The organism is Candidatus Parcubacteria bacterium (assembly GCA_021414235.1).
In the GTDB taxonomy this organism is placed as follows: Bacteria; Patescibacteriota; Minisyncoccia; order Phycocordibacterales; family JAKFXT01; genus JAIOOV01.
In genome coordinates this window covers 134090-147963 of sequence record JAIOOV010000004.1, presented here as the reverse complement: position 1 = coordinate 147963, position 13874 = coordinate 134090, and the positions used below count along the sequence as shown (strand labels likewise).

19 protein-coding genes and 2 tRNA genes are annotated in these 13874 nt (G+C 56.6%); 6 read left to right on the top strand and 15 right to left on the bottom strand.

The window, feature by feature from the left end:
• Positions 1-9: 9 nt before the first annotated feature.
• The 6 genes from speD to rplT all read left to right on the top strand — a co-directional run bounded on the left by speD (position 10) and on the right by rplT (position 1889).
• Positions 10-417, top strand: a complete 408-nt coding sequence (gene speD / locus K8Q93_01630) for an adenosylmethionine decarboxylase (GenBank protein ID MCE9643929.1) — start codon at positions 10-12, stop codon at positions 415-417.
• Positions 418-516: 99 nt separating this feature from the next.
• Positions 517-590: transfer RNA gene (locus K8Q93_01625), tRNA-Val, on the top strand.
• Positions 591-637: 47 nt separating this feature from the next.
• Positions 638-708: transfer RNA gene (locus tag K8Q93_01620), tRNA-Ala, on the top strand.
• A 110-nt stretch (positions 709-818) separates the two neighbouring features.
• Positions 819-1331 carry a translation initiation factor IF-3 gene (infC, locus tag K8Q93_01615; protein MCE9643928.1) on the top strand — a complete coding sequence of 171 codons (513 nt, stop codon included), beginning with the start codon at positions 819-821 and terminating at the stop codon, positions 1329-1331.
• Position 1332: 1 nt separating this feature from the next.
• A complete protein-coding gene (locus K8Q93_01610) occupies positions 1333-1521 on the top strand; it encodes a 50S ribosomal protein L35 (GenBank protein MCE9643927.1) in 189 nt (62 codons plus the stop codon).
• 20 nt (positions 1522-1541) lie between these two features.
• The gene (gene rplT / locus K8Q93_01605; protein ID MCE9643926.1) at positions 1542-1889 is read left to right on the top strand and encodes a 50S ribosomal protein L20; all 348 of its coding nucleotides are present in this window, start codon (positions 1542-1544) and stop codon (positions 1887-1889) included.
• A gap of 55 nt (positions 1890-1944) precedes the next feature.
• Here the strand turns inward: rplT and K8Q93_01600 are convergent, their stop codons facing one another.
• From K8Q93_01600 to rplX, 15 genes are all read right to left on the bottom strand, one after another.
• Positions 1945-2580 (bottom strand): hypothetical protein, encoded by a 636-nt coding sequence (locus K8Q93_01600; protein MCE9643925.1) that lies wholly within the window; start codon positions 2578-2580, stop codon positions 1945-1947.
• Positions 2581-2599: 19 nt separating this feature from the next.
• Complete coding sequence (locus K8Q93_01595) at positions 2600-3958, bottom strand: MBL fold metallo-hydrolase (protein MCE9643924.1); 1359 nt, start codon at positions 3956-3958, stop codon at positions 2600-2602.
• Between the two features lie 359 nt (positions 3959-4317).
• The gene (locus K8Q93_01590) at positions 4318-4920 is read right to left on the bottom strand and encodes a nucleoside-diphosphate kinase (protein ID MCE9643923.1); all 603 of its coding nucleotides are present in this window, start codon (positions 4918-4920) and stop codon (positions 4318-4320) included.
• Between the two features lie 59 nt (positions 4921-4979).
• Positions 4980-7715 carry a type IV secretory system conjugative DNA transfer family protein gene (locus K8Q93_01585; GenBank protein ID MCE9643922.1) on the bottom strand — a complete coding sequence of 912 codons (2736 nt, stop codon included), beginning with the start codon at positions 7713-7715 and terminating at the stop codon, positions 4980-4982.
• A 58-nt stretch (positions 7716-7773) separates the two neighbouring features.
• Positions 7774-8544: a type I methionyl aminopeptidase gene (gene map, locus K8Q93_01580; GenBank protein MCE9643921.1), complete on the bottom strand. Its 771-nt coding sequence runs from the start codon at positions 8542-8544 to the stop codon at positions 7774-7776.
• The gene (locus tag K8Q93_01575; protein ID MCE9643920.1) at positions 8531-9139 is read right to left on the bottom strand and encodes a nucleoside monophosphate kinase; all 609 of its coding nucleotides are present in this window, start codon (positions 9137-9139) and stop codon (positions 8531-8533) included. Before K8Q93_01575 ends, map begins: the two co-directional genes overlap by 14 nt.
• A gap of 4 nt (positions 9140-9143) precedes the next feature.
• Positions 9144-10415, bottom strand: coding sequence for a preprotein translocase subunit SecY (gene secY / locus K8Q93_01570; GenBank protein ID MCE9643919.1), 1272 nt, complete (start codon positions 10413-10415; stop codon positions 9144-9146).
• 4 nt (positions 10416-10419) lie between these two features.
• Positions 10420-10860, bottom strand: a complete 441-nt coding sequence (locus K8Q93_01565) for an uL15 family ribosomal protein (GenBank protein MCE9643918.1) — start codon at positions 10858-10860, stop codon at positions 10420-10422.
• A 5-nt stretch (positions 10861-10865) separates the two neighbouring features.
• On the bottom strand, positions 10866-11363 hold the full coding sequence (locus K8Q93_01560; protein MCE9643917.1) for a 30S ribosomal protein S5: 498 nt from the start codon (positions 11361-11363) through the stop codon (positions 10866-10868).
• 83 nt (positions 11364-11446) lie between these two features.
• Entirely contained in the window at positions 11447-11809 is a 363-nt protein-coding gene (gene rplR / locus K8Q93_01555; GenBank protein ID MCE9643916.1) for a 50S ribosomal protein L18, read from the bottom strand.
• Positions 11810-11812: 3 nt separating this feature from the next.
• Positions 11813-12349 carry a 50S ribosomal protein L6 gene (gene rplF, locus K8Q93_01550; protein MCE9643915.1) on the bottom strand — a complete coding sequence of 179 codons (537 nt, stop codon included), beginning with the start codon at positions 12347-12349 and terminating at the stop codon, positions 11813-11815.
• Between the two features lie 10 nt (positions 12350-12359).
• Positions 12360-12752, bottom strand: a complete 393-nt coding sequence (gene rpsH / locus K8Q93_01545) for a 30S ribosomal protein S8 (GenBank protein MCE9643914.1) — start codon at positions 12750-12752, stop codon at positions 12360-12362.
• Entirely contained in the window at positions 12746-12931 is a 186-nt protein-coding gene (locus K8Q93_01540) for a type Z 30S ribosomal protein S14 (GenBank protein MCE9643913.1), read from the bottom strand. The genes rpsH and K8Q93_01540 overlap by 7 nt, the downstream gene beginning before the upstream one ends.
• An 80-nt stretch (positions 12932-13011) precedes the next feature.
• Positions 13012-13557 carry a 50S ribosomal protein L5 gene (gene rplE / locus K8Q93_01535; protein ID MCE9643912.1) on the bottom strand — a complete coding sequence of 182 codons (546 nt, stop codon included), beginning with the start codon at positions 13555-13557 and terminating at the stop codon, positions 13012-13014.
• Between the two features lie 6 nt (positions 13558-13563).
• The gene (gene rplX / locus K8Q93_01530) at positions 13564-13872 is read right to left on the bottom strand and encodes a 50S ribosomal protein L24 (protein ID MCE9643911.1); all 309 of its coding nucleotides are present in this window, start codon (positions 13870-13872) and stop codon (positions 13564-13566) included.
• Between the last annotated feature and the right edge of the window lie 2 nt (positions 13873-13874).

Here is a 13874-nt window from a genome sequence, read left to right as displayed (position 1 = left end):
AAAGATGAGATGGGTAAACCGCTTGCCTTGGCTAAGGTCGAAGATCAACCCGACCACTTCGTGACAAAGGATGGGCTGACCTTCGCGGGCACCCATCTCATCCTTGACCTGTGGGGCTGCACTGGCCTCGACGACGAGCCGCTGATCGACCAGGCCTTTCGCAAGGCCATCGAGGTCTCGGGGGCGACACTGCTTCACATCCATCTCCATCGGTTCCTGCCCTCAGGCGGGATCTCCGGGGTGGCTGTGCTGGCGGAGTCCCACATCTCGATCCATACCTGGCCCGAGCGGGGCTATGCCGCTCTCGACCTGTTCATGTGCGGCGACGCCAAGCCGCACAAGGCGATCCAAATCTTCCGGGACGCCTTCAAGCCGACCCACGTCACCCTCGGTGACCAAAAGCGCGGAATGATCTAACCCGCACAAGGCTCTACTAGAACGAGAGGCTCTCCGCTTCCTTCTGGTAGAGCCTCTTCGTTTTACTAATCCCCCCTTTTCTTTATACTACCGAAATCAGCACTCTTAGCTCAGTTGGTTAGAGCGTTCCCTTCACACGGGAGAGGCCACAAGTTCGAATCTTGTAGAGTGCACACGTCGCGAAGAATGCAGTAAAATTCGTGACCACGAAGTAATAAAAGGGCTTATAGTAAAGTGGCATTACGCGGCATTCGCATTGCCGAGTCTCGGGTCCGATTCCCGATAAGTCCACCGCTTCGCTAAGGCTGCGCAGTGCGAGCACAAGCGTTGACCGACCCCTGTTTTAGTGCTATTCTCACGCAACGTTTCGCCGTTTAGACGCGTAACCCACACGACCCCTTTTGAAAGATAGAACACGTATAAACCACCAGATCCGCTCAGCGGAAGTGCGCCTCATCGGGGCGGAGGGAGAGAACCGCGGAGTAGTCTCCCTCTCCCAGGCCCTCAAGGAGGCGGAAGCCTCCGGATTGGACCTCATCGAGATCTCCCCCATGGCGGTCCCGCCCGTTGCAAAAATAGCCGATTATGGTAAGTTCCAGTACGAACAGAACAAGAAGGAGCGTACCGGAAAGGCCAAGGCGCACGAGGTAGAAGTGAAGCAGATTCAGATTAAAATCGGCACCGGAGAGCACGATCTAGAGCTCAAGGCCAAGAAAGCCTCCGAATGGCTTGCCGAAGGCCACCGGGTCAAAGTAGACCTCTTCCTCCCCGGCCGCTCCAAGTATCTCGACCCTAAGTTCCTCAGGGAACGCATCGACCGGGTCCTCCGTCTCATCAGCACCGCGCACAAGGTCGCGGAAGAAGCCAAGAAGAGCCCTAAAGGGATGACCATGGTCATCGAACGATCCAAATAATATGAAGAGCAATAAGTCATATCTCAAGAGAATCAAGGTCACCAAGAACGGCAAGTTGGTGGTCAGGAAGGCTGGCCAGAACCACTTCAACGCCAAGGAGGGCCGCTCCTCGCAGCTCAACAAGAAGCGCTCCTCTACCTTCGTCATGACGGCGAAGTCCCAGAGCCGCTTCCTTAACGGCTCCCTTTAAGAGCACCTCACTAAACTTTTATGTCTCGAGTCAAAAAAGGAGTAAATGCCCTCAAGGGCCGCAAGAACGTCCTCCGCAAGGTGAAGGGCTTCCGTTTCGGACGCTCTACTAAGGAGCGCGCAGCCTATGACGCCCTCGTGCACGCCGGCGCCTACGCCTTCGCTCACCGCCGCGACAAGAAGAACGACTTCCGCCGCCTCTGGACGGTACGCATCAACTCCGCTCTCCGCCCGCACAACATTTCTTACAGCAAGTTCATCGGCGCGATGAAGAAGAAGGGCTTCGAGGTAGACCGCAAGATCCTCGCCACCCTCGCCCTCGAGAACCCGGAGAGCTTCTCCCGTCTCATCAACAAGGTATCCGCGTAAGCGGGGAACCAAAAACACTCCCGGCTAAAAGCCGGGAGTGTTTTTGTATTCAAGGCTACAAAATGAGATTGCCGTGAGCTCCCCCTGCCACATCCGTATTCCGGTAGACACGATCCGCCACTCCCCTGTCCTTGTCCACAAGGGCAATGACCTTCTGCACCAGGCGCTTCGGATCGTCATCAAAGATTACTCGCTCGTTAGGGCGGTACCCCTTGGACATGATCTCGTCGATAACCTCGTCCGTCTCCCAGCTGCCACGGAGAATACCAATAGGCTTCTGATCTTCGTAGGCAATGGTGAACTCGTTGATGGTGCCGATACGGCCGCAGCCGATGAAGACCGCATCCGTGGAGCGAGTGAGAATGAGATTGCGACCGGAGAAGCCGAAGCCGGTGTAGACAACGAGGTCGAGGTATTCAAGCGGCAAGCGATATGCGTCCACGTGCTCTTTCTCAGTAGAAGCAGGAGAGAAGCCTATGGATATACCGCCGACTTCCTTGGCACCCATGGCGGCCCAGGTCGGAAAGCCGGTAGTAGCGCCGGTTACGGTAATGCCGCCATGAAGGGCGATCTCCCGACCAAGCTCCTTAGCCTTATCAAAAGCGTCGAGTCCGCAATGCCCCGTCTCCGCAGCGCCGGAGACGCACATCTTGTAGCGAGTTTGAGAAAGTCCGAGACGAGCAGGGTCCATTTGAAAACTATTGTAACATTTAAATTTCCACTACGTAGCTTTTTCCACGCTCGGGGTAGATGGCAGGAACGTCGAGGTAGTCTCGGAGGCGCTGTACTAGGAAAAGCGAAGCCTTGGGCTCCCCCATCGCCACAAACACTTGCTTGAGTGAGGGAGCGGTCTTCCCCACGAAGCTGACCAAGCCTTCGGAATCCTTATGCGAGGAGAATCCGCGGATATTGAGAAGTGTCGCGCGCACTGGCACGCGCTCGCCACCGATGACCACCTCCCTTGCCCCGGAATCCAAGCTCCTGCCCAGAGTGCCGAGCGACTGATACCCCACGAGGAGGATGGTGCTCTTGGGGTCCGGCAGATACTCCTTCTCGTGACGGGTCACTCGCCCGCCCGCCGACATGCCGGAACCCGCGAGTATTATCTTCGGCCCATGCACCCGTGCAATCGCCTGGGAATCCTGCTGGGTACGCGCAAGAGTGAGGCGTGGAAGTGAGAAGATATCGCCCTCTTGCATCTGGCGCATCGTCTCAGGGCTGAAACCCTGCCCTCCTTCCCGATATATCTCGGTAACCTTGATCGCCAGAGGGGAATCCACGAATACCGGCACTTCTGGAAGCAAGCCTTCTTTAGAGAGGTTGTGGAGCGTAAAGAGGATGTTCTGCGTACGCTCCAGGGAGAACGCCGGGATGACCACCGTGCCACCGCGCTTTACCGTAGAGAGGACTGCGTCCGCGAATCGCCTGTCCCGCTCTTCTTGCGGCTCATGATTACGATCGCCATAGACGCTCTCCATGAGGAGATACTGCACACCCGAGAGTTCTTCCGTGGAACGGAGGAGTGGCGCCGGAGAATTACCGAGGTCTCCAGTGAAGACCATCTTTACTCCGCTCCGTGAGAACTCCACCATGGCCGAGCCCAGGATATGCCCGGCGTCGAGAAGCTGAAAGGACAGACTTTTCGGGAGGTCCACCTTCTCGTGATACGAGAGACCTCTCCAGAGAGAGAGCGCCTCGACGACGTCTTTCCTCTCGTACGGCGGTGCATGACCATCTCGTTGCGCCTCCTGAGTCAGTATCTGAAGAGCATCCTCGAACATGACTTCCACAAGCTTGTGCGTTTCGACAGTGGAATAGATAGGGCCACGGAAACCGTCCCGCACCAGCTTAGGGATACGCCCAATATGGTCGAGATGGGCGTGGGTCACCACTAGTACATCAATATCCTTAGGGTCATAGGCGAAAGGCTCTAGGTTCTCTTTCTCGCAGAAGCGGGAGCCTTGGATGAGTCCGCAGTCCACCAGGATGCGGCCGAAATCTCCAGAGAGTTCGAAATTGGAGCCGGTCACTTCACCGATACCGCTCCAGCAGGTTACCGAGGATGACATATGCAATCAGTATAGCGTACGTAAAAATAAAACCCCGCCCTCATCCTGGGCTCCAGAGGTCTGAAGCGCACGATGAGAGCGGGATTATTAGGATCGGCGGCATATTACCCTGGATAAACCAGGTGGGTGCCCTAGCCTCGCGCCAAGGCGCAAAGACAATAGAAGTCAGGCTCCCTAAAAAATAGTTAAGGGATAATATGCTAACGACGACCCTGTACTGATTATCTAGATGCTCCTCTCGAGTGTCAACCAAAGTTGTCACCCTGACTTTTCCACAATTCTAGGATATCCCTATAACAAAGGCTCGTAGCAGAGCTACGAGCCTTTGTGTGACAGCATTGCGCGAATGCGTCAACCTTTTACTCTAGGATTCCGTCGAGGTTCACGTCGTAGAGGATCTCATCCTGCACCAAGCGGTAGCTGACGAGTTCCTGCGGAGAGAACCAGAGCACGATTTCTTTCTCAGCATTCTCCGGCGTATCGGAACAATGGATGAGATTGCGCACAGCACGGTCGTCCACCGCCGAGATGGCATACGAGTCGATGGTGAAATCGCCGCGAATGGTACCCACGTCAGAGGTCGCAGGCTCCGTTCCGCCGGTAAGTTTGGTGACCACAGCGACCGCCTGATTCCCCTCCCACGCCATCATGATGACAGGGCCAGAGGTCATGTAGCGATCGAGCGCGCGGATGATGTCCTTACCGTATTCGATCGGCTCCTTGTCCGTGGAGAGTCCCGCAGCCGCGCGTTCCTTGGCGATGTTCGTCCCCTTCTTGATGAACCACGCGTCATCCTTATCGTAGTGCTTCCAGATACGTGCGCTGTCGGGGACCGCGAGCTTGAGGCCGACCAGCTTGAGGCCTGCACGCTCGAAACGTCTGATAATCTCGCCGATCAAGCCGCGCTGCACGCCGTCGGGCTTAATGATCACGAAACTGCGCTCCTTCTTGGGATGTGCCATATAAATATAGAAGTTTAAGGCCTCTACCCTACACCATTTCTCTGCCCAAATCTAGGTCCTTAAACCCCCTTATAGCGCGCCAAGATCTCTTCTTCCACCTCTTCCCGGTCACGGCCGTATTTGAGATAAGAGAGCTCGCGGAGCGGCTCCACGATACTCTTGTCTCCCGCGAACGGCGGCATCATCTCTATATTGAAAGGCTTCTCCGGCTTCCCGTTCACCAGCATCTTTATATACGCGTTAAAATTGTCGATATTCGCGATATCGTGCGCAGCGAATGTAGGCGCAAACTGCTTCTCGAGGAATTCTGCGTCCGGCGCACCCACGCGGAAAGCCGCCATCGAACCCACGTTACCGAAGACCGCATTCTTGATCCCCTCCTCGAGCTGCTGCACATACTGATGCGCGATGGTGAGCGAGAGCTTGTACTTGCGCGCCTCACTGAGGATGGTGGAAATGGAGTCGGTAGTGATGTTCTGGAACTCGTCGATATAGAGATAGAAGGGCGGCAGATCCTGACCGAAGGAGTCCACGCGCGAGAGCGCTGCCATGAGCATCTTCCCTACCAGGATGAGCCCGATGAGGCGGGAGTTGATGTCGCCCAGGCGTCCCTTGGAGAGGTTAACCAGGAAGATCTTCTTAGTATCCATGATCTCCCGGAAATTGAATGAGGAGTGCTGCTGGGCGATGACCGGGCGCATAATCTCGTTGGTCACGAACACGTCGAACTTGTTGGTGACGTAGGGTACGAAGTTGGCAAGAGACTGCTCGCCAGTGGTACGCTCCGCATTCTCCCAGAACTGCTTGATGATCGGATTCTGGCAGTGCGACATCTTCAGCTTACGGAAATCTGCATCCGCCAGCACCCGCCCAATCTCAAGCAAGGTACTACCGGACTCTGGATGCTCCATGACGAGAAGGGCGCTGTTACGGAAATACTGCTCGAACGCAGGACCGCCTGCCACCTTCATATCAAAAAGCTTATTGAAGATGGTCAGGAGCTCGTTCACCACGAACGTCTTCTGCTCCGGGAAGCGCTCATCGTACTCCAACATATTGAGACTCATGGGGCGCGCAGTATGCGACGGGTCGAAATAGATCACATCCTCGTAACGCTCTTTAGGGATGGCAGCGAGAATATCCACCAAGTCGCTTCCGTGCGGGTCGATCATACAGACACCATCCCCGTTCTGGATGTCCTGAATGATCATGTTCTTGAGAAGGGTCGACTTGCCCGTACCGGTCTGACCTATCGCGTAGAAATGACGCAGGCGATCCTCTTTACCAAGTATCACCTTAGTGTCAGTAGCACGGTGTCGATTCATACCGAGAAGGATGCCAGAGGATGCAAAGGAAGAAGGAGCAGGAGCAGTAGCCGTGCGGGATTGCTTCAAGTCGGGAGCAGATTTGATCCCCGTCGGCGGGAAGTGGAAGAGCGTGGAGAGTTCCTTGAGAGAGACTGGCAGAGCTGCTTTGTCGCTAAAAGTACGGAAAGAGAAATCCCTCACCGCGCTCGCGAGCGCGCTTCCCTTGAGACGCGTAAAACGCAGCTTGTTGCCAGAAGTATCCTCGAACTGATGGAAGGAGCTCTCGAGCTCGGTGAGAAGTGTCTCTGCGCGCTCCTTCTCGCCCGCAGAGACCACTAGGCGGACATTCGCCGAGACGATAGGGCTCGCCATCTTGCGCTTGATTCCCTCCATGGCCGCGCGCTCCTTTTCCCCTATCTCAAGCGGCTTATCCTCTTTCTTCTTAGCACTCGAGAAAAGATCCTTGAAGCTGAGCCCTACATCCTTGGCGATCTCGCCCGCGAAGCTCTCACGGATATCAAGAGTCTGCTTAAGGGGTTTGCCCTTACCGAGGTCCTGAAGAGCATTCCGATACTTCTTGAGATAATCGATTTTCGGAGAGCCGATGATGAACTGCACCGCCGCCCCCTCCCCTTGAGCAGCGATCTTGGAGAAGGAGTTGAGGAGAACGTTCAGCGGATCATAATCGAACTGATCGTACATCTTGAGCGGAAGTATCCCGGGGTTGGCGAAAGAACCCTCCGCAAAAGACACGGTGGAGGGTTCGCTGAAGATATTGTAATCATTCGGCTGCTCCAGAAGCTTGCCCCCTGGGAAGATGGAGAGGAACTGCTTCTCGAAGAGAGAAGCGCTTGCGCTCGGTACCGCTGCATACACCACAATGCCACTCGAATCATTGCTGACCGCCACTTCGAGCGCGAACCAGTTATTGTCCTTCCCGTTCGTCACTGCAGACATTCCCGCATAGAACTGCTCCATGGAGGAGAGCAGCTCCTTGAGCGGTCGCTCCTTCCCCCCACCCTCCGGCGTCTCTGGGAGAGACACTTCGTAGAGCACCATCTGGAGCGCCTGGAAGAGAGTGCTCCCGGAAGGGGCGCTTGGGAGCGGCAGTCCTTTCTTCAGATACTGGACCAGAAAGCGATGGAAGTCGTCTTCAAGGAGCGGATTCCCCGCTTTCTCTACAATCTTCAGCGCATTCAAAAGACCCTTCTCTTGAAGGACGACGATGAGCTCCTCTATCTGCGCATCCGTACCCTTAGGCGCAAGGTCGAGCACGATAGCCTCGGCTTCCCCAGAGGACATGTGGCGCTCGGGAGCGAGCATACTCTCCGGAGCGCTCTTTCCATAGAGGGAGAGCTCGTTCTTGATGAGTGTTTCGCGGGAAGGCTTGCTCTCACCGGAAGAGACACGTTCCTTCTCCGCCACCTGCGCGCGGAGATAACGCACTTCTTCTTCGAGCGAAGAGAATTTCGGAGAACCTTGTTCCATTCGCCCTATTATACGCGTAAACCGCACCCAAGAGGCGCGGTTTACCCACATGAGAAATTTAAACTAGCGTGAGTATCTCCGGATCCCCATCCGTTACCAAAACACTGTGTTCGAAGTGGGCGCTTCTCTTGCCGTCCCGTGTGCGGTAGGTGTAGCCATCCTTCTTATCAAGAACCACCTGCATGGAGCCCGCATTCACAATCGGCTCGAGCGCGAGCACCATACCTGGACGCAGTTTCGTCCCTGATCCTTTGACGCAGTAATTCTGTATGTACGGCTCTTCATGCACAGCGTGGCCAACCCCATGGCCCCCCAGGTCTTCTACCAGGCCGAAGCCGCTCTTCTTGACCACCTTCTCGATGGCGCAGCCGATGTCGTTCACGGTATTACCCGCGCGACAGACCTCGATCGCAGCAGAGAGCGCGCTTTGCGTTACTCTCATGAGCTTCTGATCCTGTTCTGAGATATCCCCCACTCCCACCGTCATCGCCATGTCTATAAACAACCCTTTGTATTTGAGAACGGTATCCAGACCGACAATATCCCCTTCTTTCAAAATCTGCTGTGCGGTCGGTATTCCGTGGACGACCTCATTGTTCACAGATACGCAGAGCGTCGCAGGATACGGACGATCCGCACCCTCCGGCTGATAACCGACAAGCGCGGGCTCTCCGCCTCTCTCCCGCATGAGACGAGCGGTGAGTGCGTCGAGTTCGAGCGTAGAGACGCCGGGACGGCAGGCGCCCTTCACTTCCTCGACCACGGAGGCGAGGATCTTACCCGCTTCGCGCAGTATCTCTATCTCCTCCGGGGATTTAATGAGCGCCATGAGTAAAATGGGGGGCAATCGCTGCGACGATTTCGGCGTGGACGGCTTCGATAGACTGCTCTCCGTTTACGGTGATGAAGCGATACTTAGGATTCTCACGGAAGAATTCCATGGCAGGCACGACTTCGGTCTCGAACCATTCCAGCCTGCGCTCTATAGGAAGCATAGTGTCGTCCGAACGCGCGCGACCGAGCATGCGGGCGCGGGACCACTCGCGAGATACGTCTACATGCACGACGAAGGGCGTCTCCCTGCCATAGAACTCGAAAGCAGAATCGAGCACGCCGCATTCGTGATAGCGGCGCGCGGCGCCGTCCACGATAAGATGCTGATCCTCCTTGAGATTCTCTAAGAGGAGCTTCGACCAGATAGAGACAGAGAGGAATTCCGGCTGGAGTTCACCCACGTCATTGAGCTTTCGAGAGAGTGCGTGAGGGTAACCCTCCCCTGCAAAGAATTTGCGGAACTCGGGACCCGCTTCGAGATGATAGACGGAACGCCCATCTTGCGCGGTGAGATAGCCGGAGAGCAGCTTAGACTGGGTGCCCTTGCCACAGCCGGAGCGCCCCATGAAGAGGAAAGTTTGAGGAGTCATGCTCCTAATACTCCCGCATCGATACTTGAGCGTCAATCTTGCGAATGAGGTCGAGGACCACGGAGACGACGATGAGGAGCGCAGTGCCGCCGATGGCGAGTGCCTGTATGCCGGTAAGACCCTGCATGATGAGCGGGAGCACCGCAATCACACCGAGGAAGAGCGCACCGACGAAGGTGATGCGGATGAGGATCTTGGAGAGATACTCAGAAGTAGGAGTGCCAGGACGGACTCCGGGGACGAAGGCGCCGCTCTTCTGGAGGTTGCCGGAGATGGAGTCAGGGTCGAAGGTCACCGCCGTGTAGAAGTAGGTGAAGAGGAAGACGAGTACGAAATAGCCGATGCCGTAGACCCACTGGTCGGCGAAGAAACCGCTCACCGCAGCACCAATCTTATTAATCGTAGCATTCCCCGCATACGAGAGCAGGTTCGAGAGCATCTGCGGGAAGAGCAGGATAGAGAGCGCGAAGATGATGGGGATGACGCCTGCCTGGTTCACACGGAGCGGGAGGTAGGTAGAGATGCCACCGTAAACCTTGGCTCCGCGCACGCGACGAGCGTAGGTCACCGGGATAGGACGCTCTGCTTCGGTGATGGAGACCACTGCGGCGATAGTGAGGAGAGCGACCGCAGCGAAGCCGAGATACACCGGAATCTGGGAAGGGTCGAAGGCGAAGGCAAGTTGGCTTGCCGTCGTCGGGAGCTGCGAGACGATACCCGCGAAGATAATGAGGGAGACGCCGTTACCTACGCCATACTCGCTCACGAGCTCGCCAAGCCACATGAGGAGGAGGGAGCCCGCGGTGATGATGATGAGGTTGAGTACAAAATCAAACGGAGTAAGGGAAACGAGAATCTGCTGACGCTCGAGGAGCACCAAGAAGCTCAGTCCCTGGATGACCGCGAGCGGCACAGAGAGAAGACGGGAGTACTGAGCGAAGCGCTTGCGGCCCGCTTCCCCATCCTCCTGATACATCGCCTTGAGGCGCGGGGAGAGCATGGTAGCAAGCTGCATGATGATGGAGGCGGTGATGAAGGGGCCCACACCGAGCATCACAATAGAGAGAGAGGAGAGGCCGCCACCCGAGAAGATATCGAGGAAGCCCAAGATCTGATTTGAGCTGAAGAACTGCTCGAGGCGCAGCGCGTCCACTCCCGGTACGGGAATGGCTGCAAGCGCGCGAAAGACGATGAGGATACCGAGTACGAAAAGGACCCTCGCACGAAGCGTGGAGTCGCTCAGGAAGAGACGGAACTTGGTTGTGAGAGTTTCCATAGGCTTAAGCAGCCACCGAGCCGCCCTTCGATTCTACCTCTTTGCGCGCAGAAGCGGAAAGAGAGAGACCAGAGAAGGAGAGAGCCTTGGAGAGGGTGCCACCCACCACCTTCACAGTGGCATTCTTCCCGCCGAGACGGAGGAGGAGCTTCTTCTCGGAGAGAGTCTTCGGAGATACGGCCTCCCCTGCAGCAAAGCGCTTGTCGATAGCAGAGAGAGTGACCGTCACCGGCTTCACGACGGTCGACTTGAAGGAGTTCTTGCCGCGTCCGCGGAGCTTCGGGAGCTTCTTGATGATGTCGCGGAGTTCCGGGCGAAGCTTGCGACCAGAGCGAGCGAGCTGACCCTTGGTACCACGACCAGAGGTCTTACCACGCTTACCGCCGCGTCCGACGTAGCGCTTCTTCTTATTCTCATGAGTCCGCTTGAGGGAGTGAAGTTGCATAAAAGTTATTTAGCGCGGCGAAGGCGAAGCGAAGAAAGAGCCAACACCGCAGCACGTGCGTTGTTAAGGTCGTTCTTGCTGCGCGAGAGGATCTTGCCTGCGACATCCTTGGCGCCAGCAAACTCAAGCACCGCGCGCACTGCGCCGCCAGCGATGAGACCGCGGCCCGGAGCGGGCATGAGGAGGACGCGCGCGGAGGCGTACTTGATCTCCACATCGTGCGGGATGGAATGAGTCTTGGTCAAAGGAAGAGTGACCATGTTCTTCTTAGCATCACGGAAAGCCTTCTCGATGGCGAGGGCGGTGTCCCCTGCCTTGCCGAGACCTACGCCCACCATGCCCTTGCGGTTACCCGCGACGAGAGCTACGGAGAAGCTGAAGCGGCGGCCGCCAGCGACCACGCGGGTTACGCGGCGCATGGTGAGTATCTTCTGGTCGAACTCCGGCTTCACGCGCTCTTCGCGGCGAGGACCACCACGGCGAGGACCACGGCGGTCGCGCATAGCGCCGCGCGGAGCCTCCTTCGGAGCAGAAGCTTCCGATACGGGAGGGATGTTAGTCGGTGTAGGAGTATCGTTCATAAATATTAGAAAGTGAGTCCCCCGGCGCGAGCGGCATCAGCGAGCAGCTTGACCTTCCCCGTATAGAGGAAGCCGCCGCGGTCGAAGACCACCTGCTTCACGCCCTTCTCGAGAGCCTGCTTGGCGATAGTGGTGCCGATGAGGCTCGCCGCTTCAGTAGGAGTGCCGCTCTTCTTGCCCCCCTTCTTAGGAACGGAGGTGACATGAGCCAAGGTGACACCCTTGGAGTCATCGATGATCTGCGCGTAGAGATAGCGGTTCGACTTGAACACGGCGAGGCGCGGACGCTCCGGGGTACCTGCCACCTTGGCGCGGATACGACCGCGGCGGCGCTCTCTGGTGCTCGAATTGTGACGTGCAGATTTCATAGATTATGCAGACTTCTTGCCCTCCTTACGGCGGAGCACTTCGGTCTTGTAACGGATGCCCTTGCCCTTGTACGGCTCCGGCTTCTTCTGATCACGGACGTAGGCAGCGAAGCGCCCTACCTCCTCGAGATCGATGCCGGAGACAGTGACGACGTTCTTCTCGGCGGTGACCTTGAGACCCTTGGGGATCTCGATCTTCACCGGATGAGAGAAGCCGAGGCTCATGTTGAGAGAGGTTCCTGCGACTTCTGCGCGGAAGCCCACACCCTCGACAATGAGCTGCTTCTCAAACGGCTTGTTGACGCCATTAATCATGTTGGCAACATGCGCCGCGTAGGTACCCCAGAGCGCGCGGCTCTGAAGGTCACCCTCCTTCTTCGGCTGGAAGCGCACCTGCTCGTTCTCCACGATGATGCTTACCGCCGGGGTGAATACGCGAGAGAGCTCTCCCTGAGGACCCTTGACCGTGACAGTAGAGCCGGAGACGTTCACAGTAGTCTCTTTGGGGATCGCAAGCAGTTGTTTTCCAACACGTGACATATAGTGAGTATTACCAGATTTTGAAGAGAGCTTCGCCGCCGACCTTCTCCTTGCGGGCTTCCTTGTCGGTCATGAGACCCTTCGGGGTCGAGAGCACCAAGGCGCCATGGCCATGCTTCACCGGCTTGATGTCGGAGACCTTGAAGTAGACGCGCTTCGAGAGGCGGGAGACGCGCTCTGCGCCATGGAGGCCCGGCTCACCATTGGTGTACTTCAAAGCGACATCGATATACTTCTTGACCTTCTTGCCGCGGCGCTCGACGGAGGATACGAAGCCCTCGCGGGAGAGGAGGCTCGCGATCTCGAACTTAAGATTGGAAAACGGCACCGACACCGACTCCTTTTTTATAGCGGAGGCGTTCTTGAGGCGGTTGATGAGGTCTGCGATAGGGTCGGCTACCATGAAGATTTCTTAACGCCAGGAAGCTTGCCCTGATTGGCGAGCTCGCGGAAGCAGATACGGCAGAGATTGAAGTCACGCATGAAGGCGCGCTTACGAGAACATTTGAAGCAACGGCGAACGACCCTCGAAGCGAACTTCGGCGTCCTGCTCGCTCTTACTGTAACTGAGGTTTTGGCCATAAATAAAACGAAAGCCCTTGGAAGCTTTCGGCGAATACTAGCAGGCAGAAGAGGGGGTGTCAAACCGCTCTGGGCCGTAGTTAAGCCGTAGTTTCCTTACGGAACGGGAATCCGAGGTGCTCCAAGTACGCGGTCGCCTCCTGTCTGTTCTTGGCGGTCGTGACCACCGTGATGGACATACCGAAGACATCCTTGAGGTCCTCGTCCGCGGTCTCCGGGAAGATGGAATTCTCCTTGATCCCGAGGGTCGCATTCCCCATGTCATCCACGATGGAGGCCGAGATTCCGCGGAAGTCCTTAGTGCGCGGAAGGCTGATATTGAGGAGCTTGGAGAGGAAGCCCTCCATGCGCTTACCACGGAGAGTGACCTGGTAACCCACGGTCTCACCCTGGCGGCTCTTGAAGGAGGCGATGGACTTCTTAGCGACACGAATAGCGACCTTCTGGCCAGTGATGGTAGAGAGGCGGTTAGCGATGAGCTCAAGCTTCTTCTTATCCTTCAAGGAACCGACGCCAACCGAGACCACAATCTTCTCGAGGCGAGGAGTCTGCATCACGTTGGTATAGCCCGCCTTCTCCTTGAGGGCGGCGTAGGTCTCTTCCTGCTTGTTGGAGGTCTTTTTCATACAGGTTTATTTGAGTTCTGCGCCGCTCTTCTTAGTCACACGCACGGCTGTGCCCTTCTCACGCTTGGTAGACACACGGGTACGGGTGTTCTTCTGAGGGTCGAGGATCATCACGTTAGAAACATGAATCGGCATGGGGATCTCTACCACCTGACCCTTCTGCTTACCCTTACGGCTCTTCTCGTGGCGCTTGGCGACAGAGACGCCAGCGACCACCACCTTGCTTGCGCGAGGGAAGGCGCGAATCACCTCGCCGGACTTACCTTTGTCCTTTCCTGCAATCACTATGACCTTGTCCCCTTTCTTGATATTCATAT

What these genes read in the sequence shown, in the direction of transcription:
- rplE (MCE9643912.1), bottom strand. Translation starts at nt 13,557, where the DNA reads ATGAAAAAGACCTCCAACAAGCAGGAAGAGACCTACGCCGCCCTCAAG.
- K8Q93_01575 (MCE9643920.1), bottom strand. Translation starts at nt 9,139, where the DNA reads ATGACTCCTCAAACTTTCCTCTTCATGGGGCGCTCCGGCTGTGGCAAG.
- speD (MCE9643929.1), top strand. Translation starts at nt 10, where the DNA reads ATGGGTAAACCGCTTGCCTTGGCTAAGGTCGAAGATCAACCCGACCAC.
- K8Q93_01540 (MCE9643913.1), bottom strand. Translation starts at nt 12,931, where the DNA reads ATGGCCAAAACCTCAGTTACAGTAAGAGCGAGCAGGACGCCGAAGTTC.
- K8Q93_01590 (MCE9643923.1), bottom strand. Translation starts at nt 4,920, where the DNA reads ATGGCACATCCCAAGAAGGAGCGCAGTTTCGTGATCATTAAGCCCGAC.
- secY (MCE9643919.1), bottom strand. Translation starts at nt 10,415, where the DNA reads ATGGAAACTCTCACAACCAAGTTCCGTCTCTTCCTGAGCGACTCCACG.
- rplR (MCE9643916.1), bottom strand. Translation starts at nt 11,809, where the DNA reads ATGAAATCTGCACGTCACAATTCGAGCACCAGAGAGCGCCGCCGCGGT.
- rpsH (MCE9643914.1), bottom strand. Translation starts at nt 12,752, where the DNA reads ATGGTAGCCGACCCTATCGCAGACCTCATCAACCGCCTCAAGAACGCC.
- K8Q93_01600 (MCE9643925.1), bottom strand. Translation starts at nt 2,580, where the DNA reads ATGGACCCTGCTCGTCTCGGACTTTCTCAAACTCGCTACAAGATGTGC.
- map (MCE9643921.1), bottom strand. Translation starts at nt 8,544, where the DNA reads ATGGCGCTCATTAAATCCCCGGAGGAGATAGAGATACTGCGCGAAGCG.
- rplT (MCE9643926.1), top strand. Translation starts at nt 1,542, where the DNA reads ATGTCTCGAGTCAAAAAAGGAGTAAATGCCCTCAAGGGCCGCAAGAAC.
- K8Q93_01610 (MCE9643927.1), top strand. Translation starts at nt 1,333, where the DNA reads ATGAAGAGCAATAAGTCATATCTCAAGAGAATCAAGGTCACCAAGAAC.
- rplX (MCE9643911.1), bottom strand. Translation starts at nt 13,872, where the DNA reads ATGAATATCAAGAAAGGGGACAAGGTCATAGTGATTGCAGGAAAGGAC.
- K8Q93_01560 (MCE9643917.1), bottom strand. Translation starts at nt 11,363, where the DNA reads ATGCGCGACCGCCGTGGTCCTCGCCGTGGTGGTCCTCGCCGCGAAGAG.
- K8Q93_01585 (MCE9643922.1), bottom strand. Translation starts at nt 7,715, where the DNA reads ATGGAACAAGGTTCTCCGAAATTCTCTTCGCTCGAAGAAGAAGTGCGT.
- K8Q93_01565 (MCE9643918.1), bottom strand. Translation starts at nt 10,860, where the DNA reads ATGCAACTTCACTCCCTCAAGCGGACTCATGAGAATAAGAAGAAGCGC.
- rplF (MCE9643915.1), bottom strand. Translation starts at nt 12,349, where the DNA reads ATGTCACGTGTTGGAAAACAACTGCTTGCGATCCCCAAAGAGACTACT.
- K8Q93_01595 (MCE9643924.1), bottom strand. Translation starts at nt 3,958, where the DNA reads ATGTCATCCTCGGTAACCTGCTGGAGCGGTATCGGTGAAGTGACCGGC.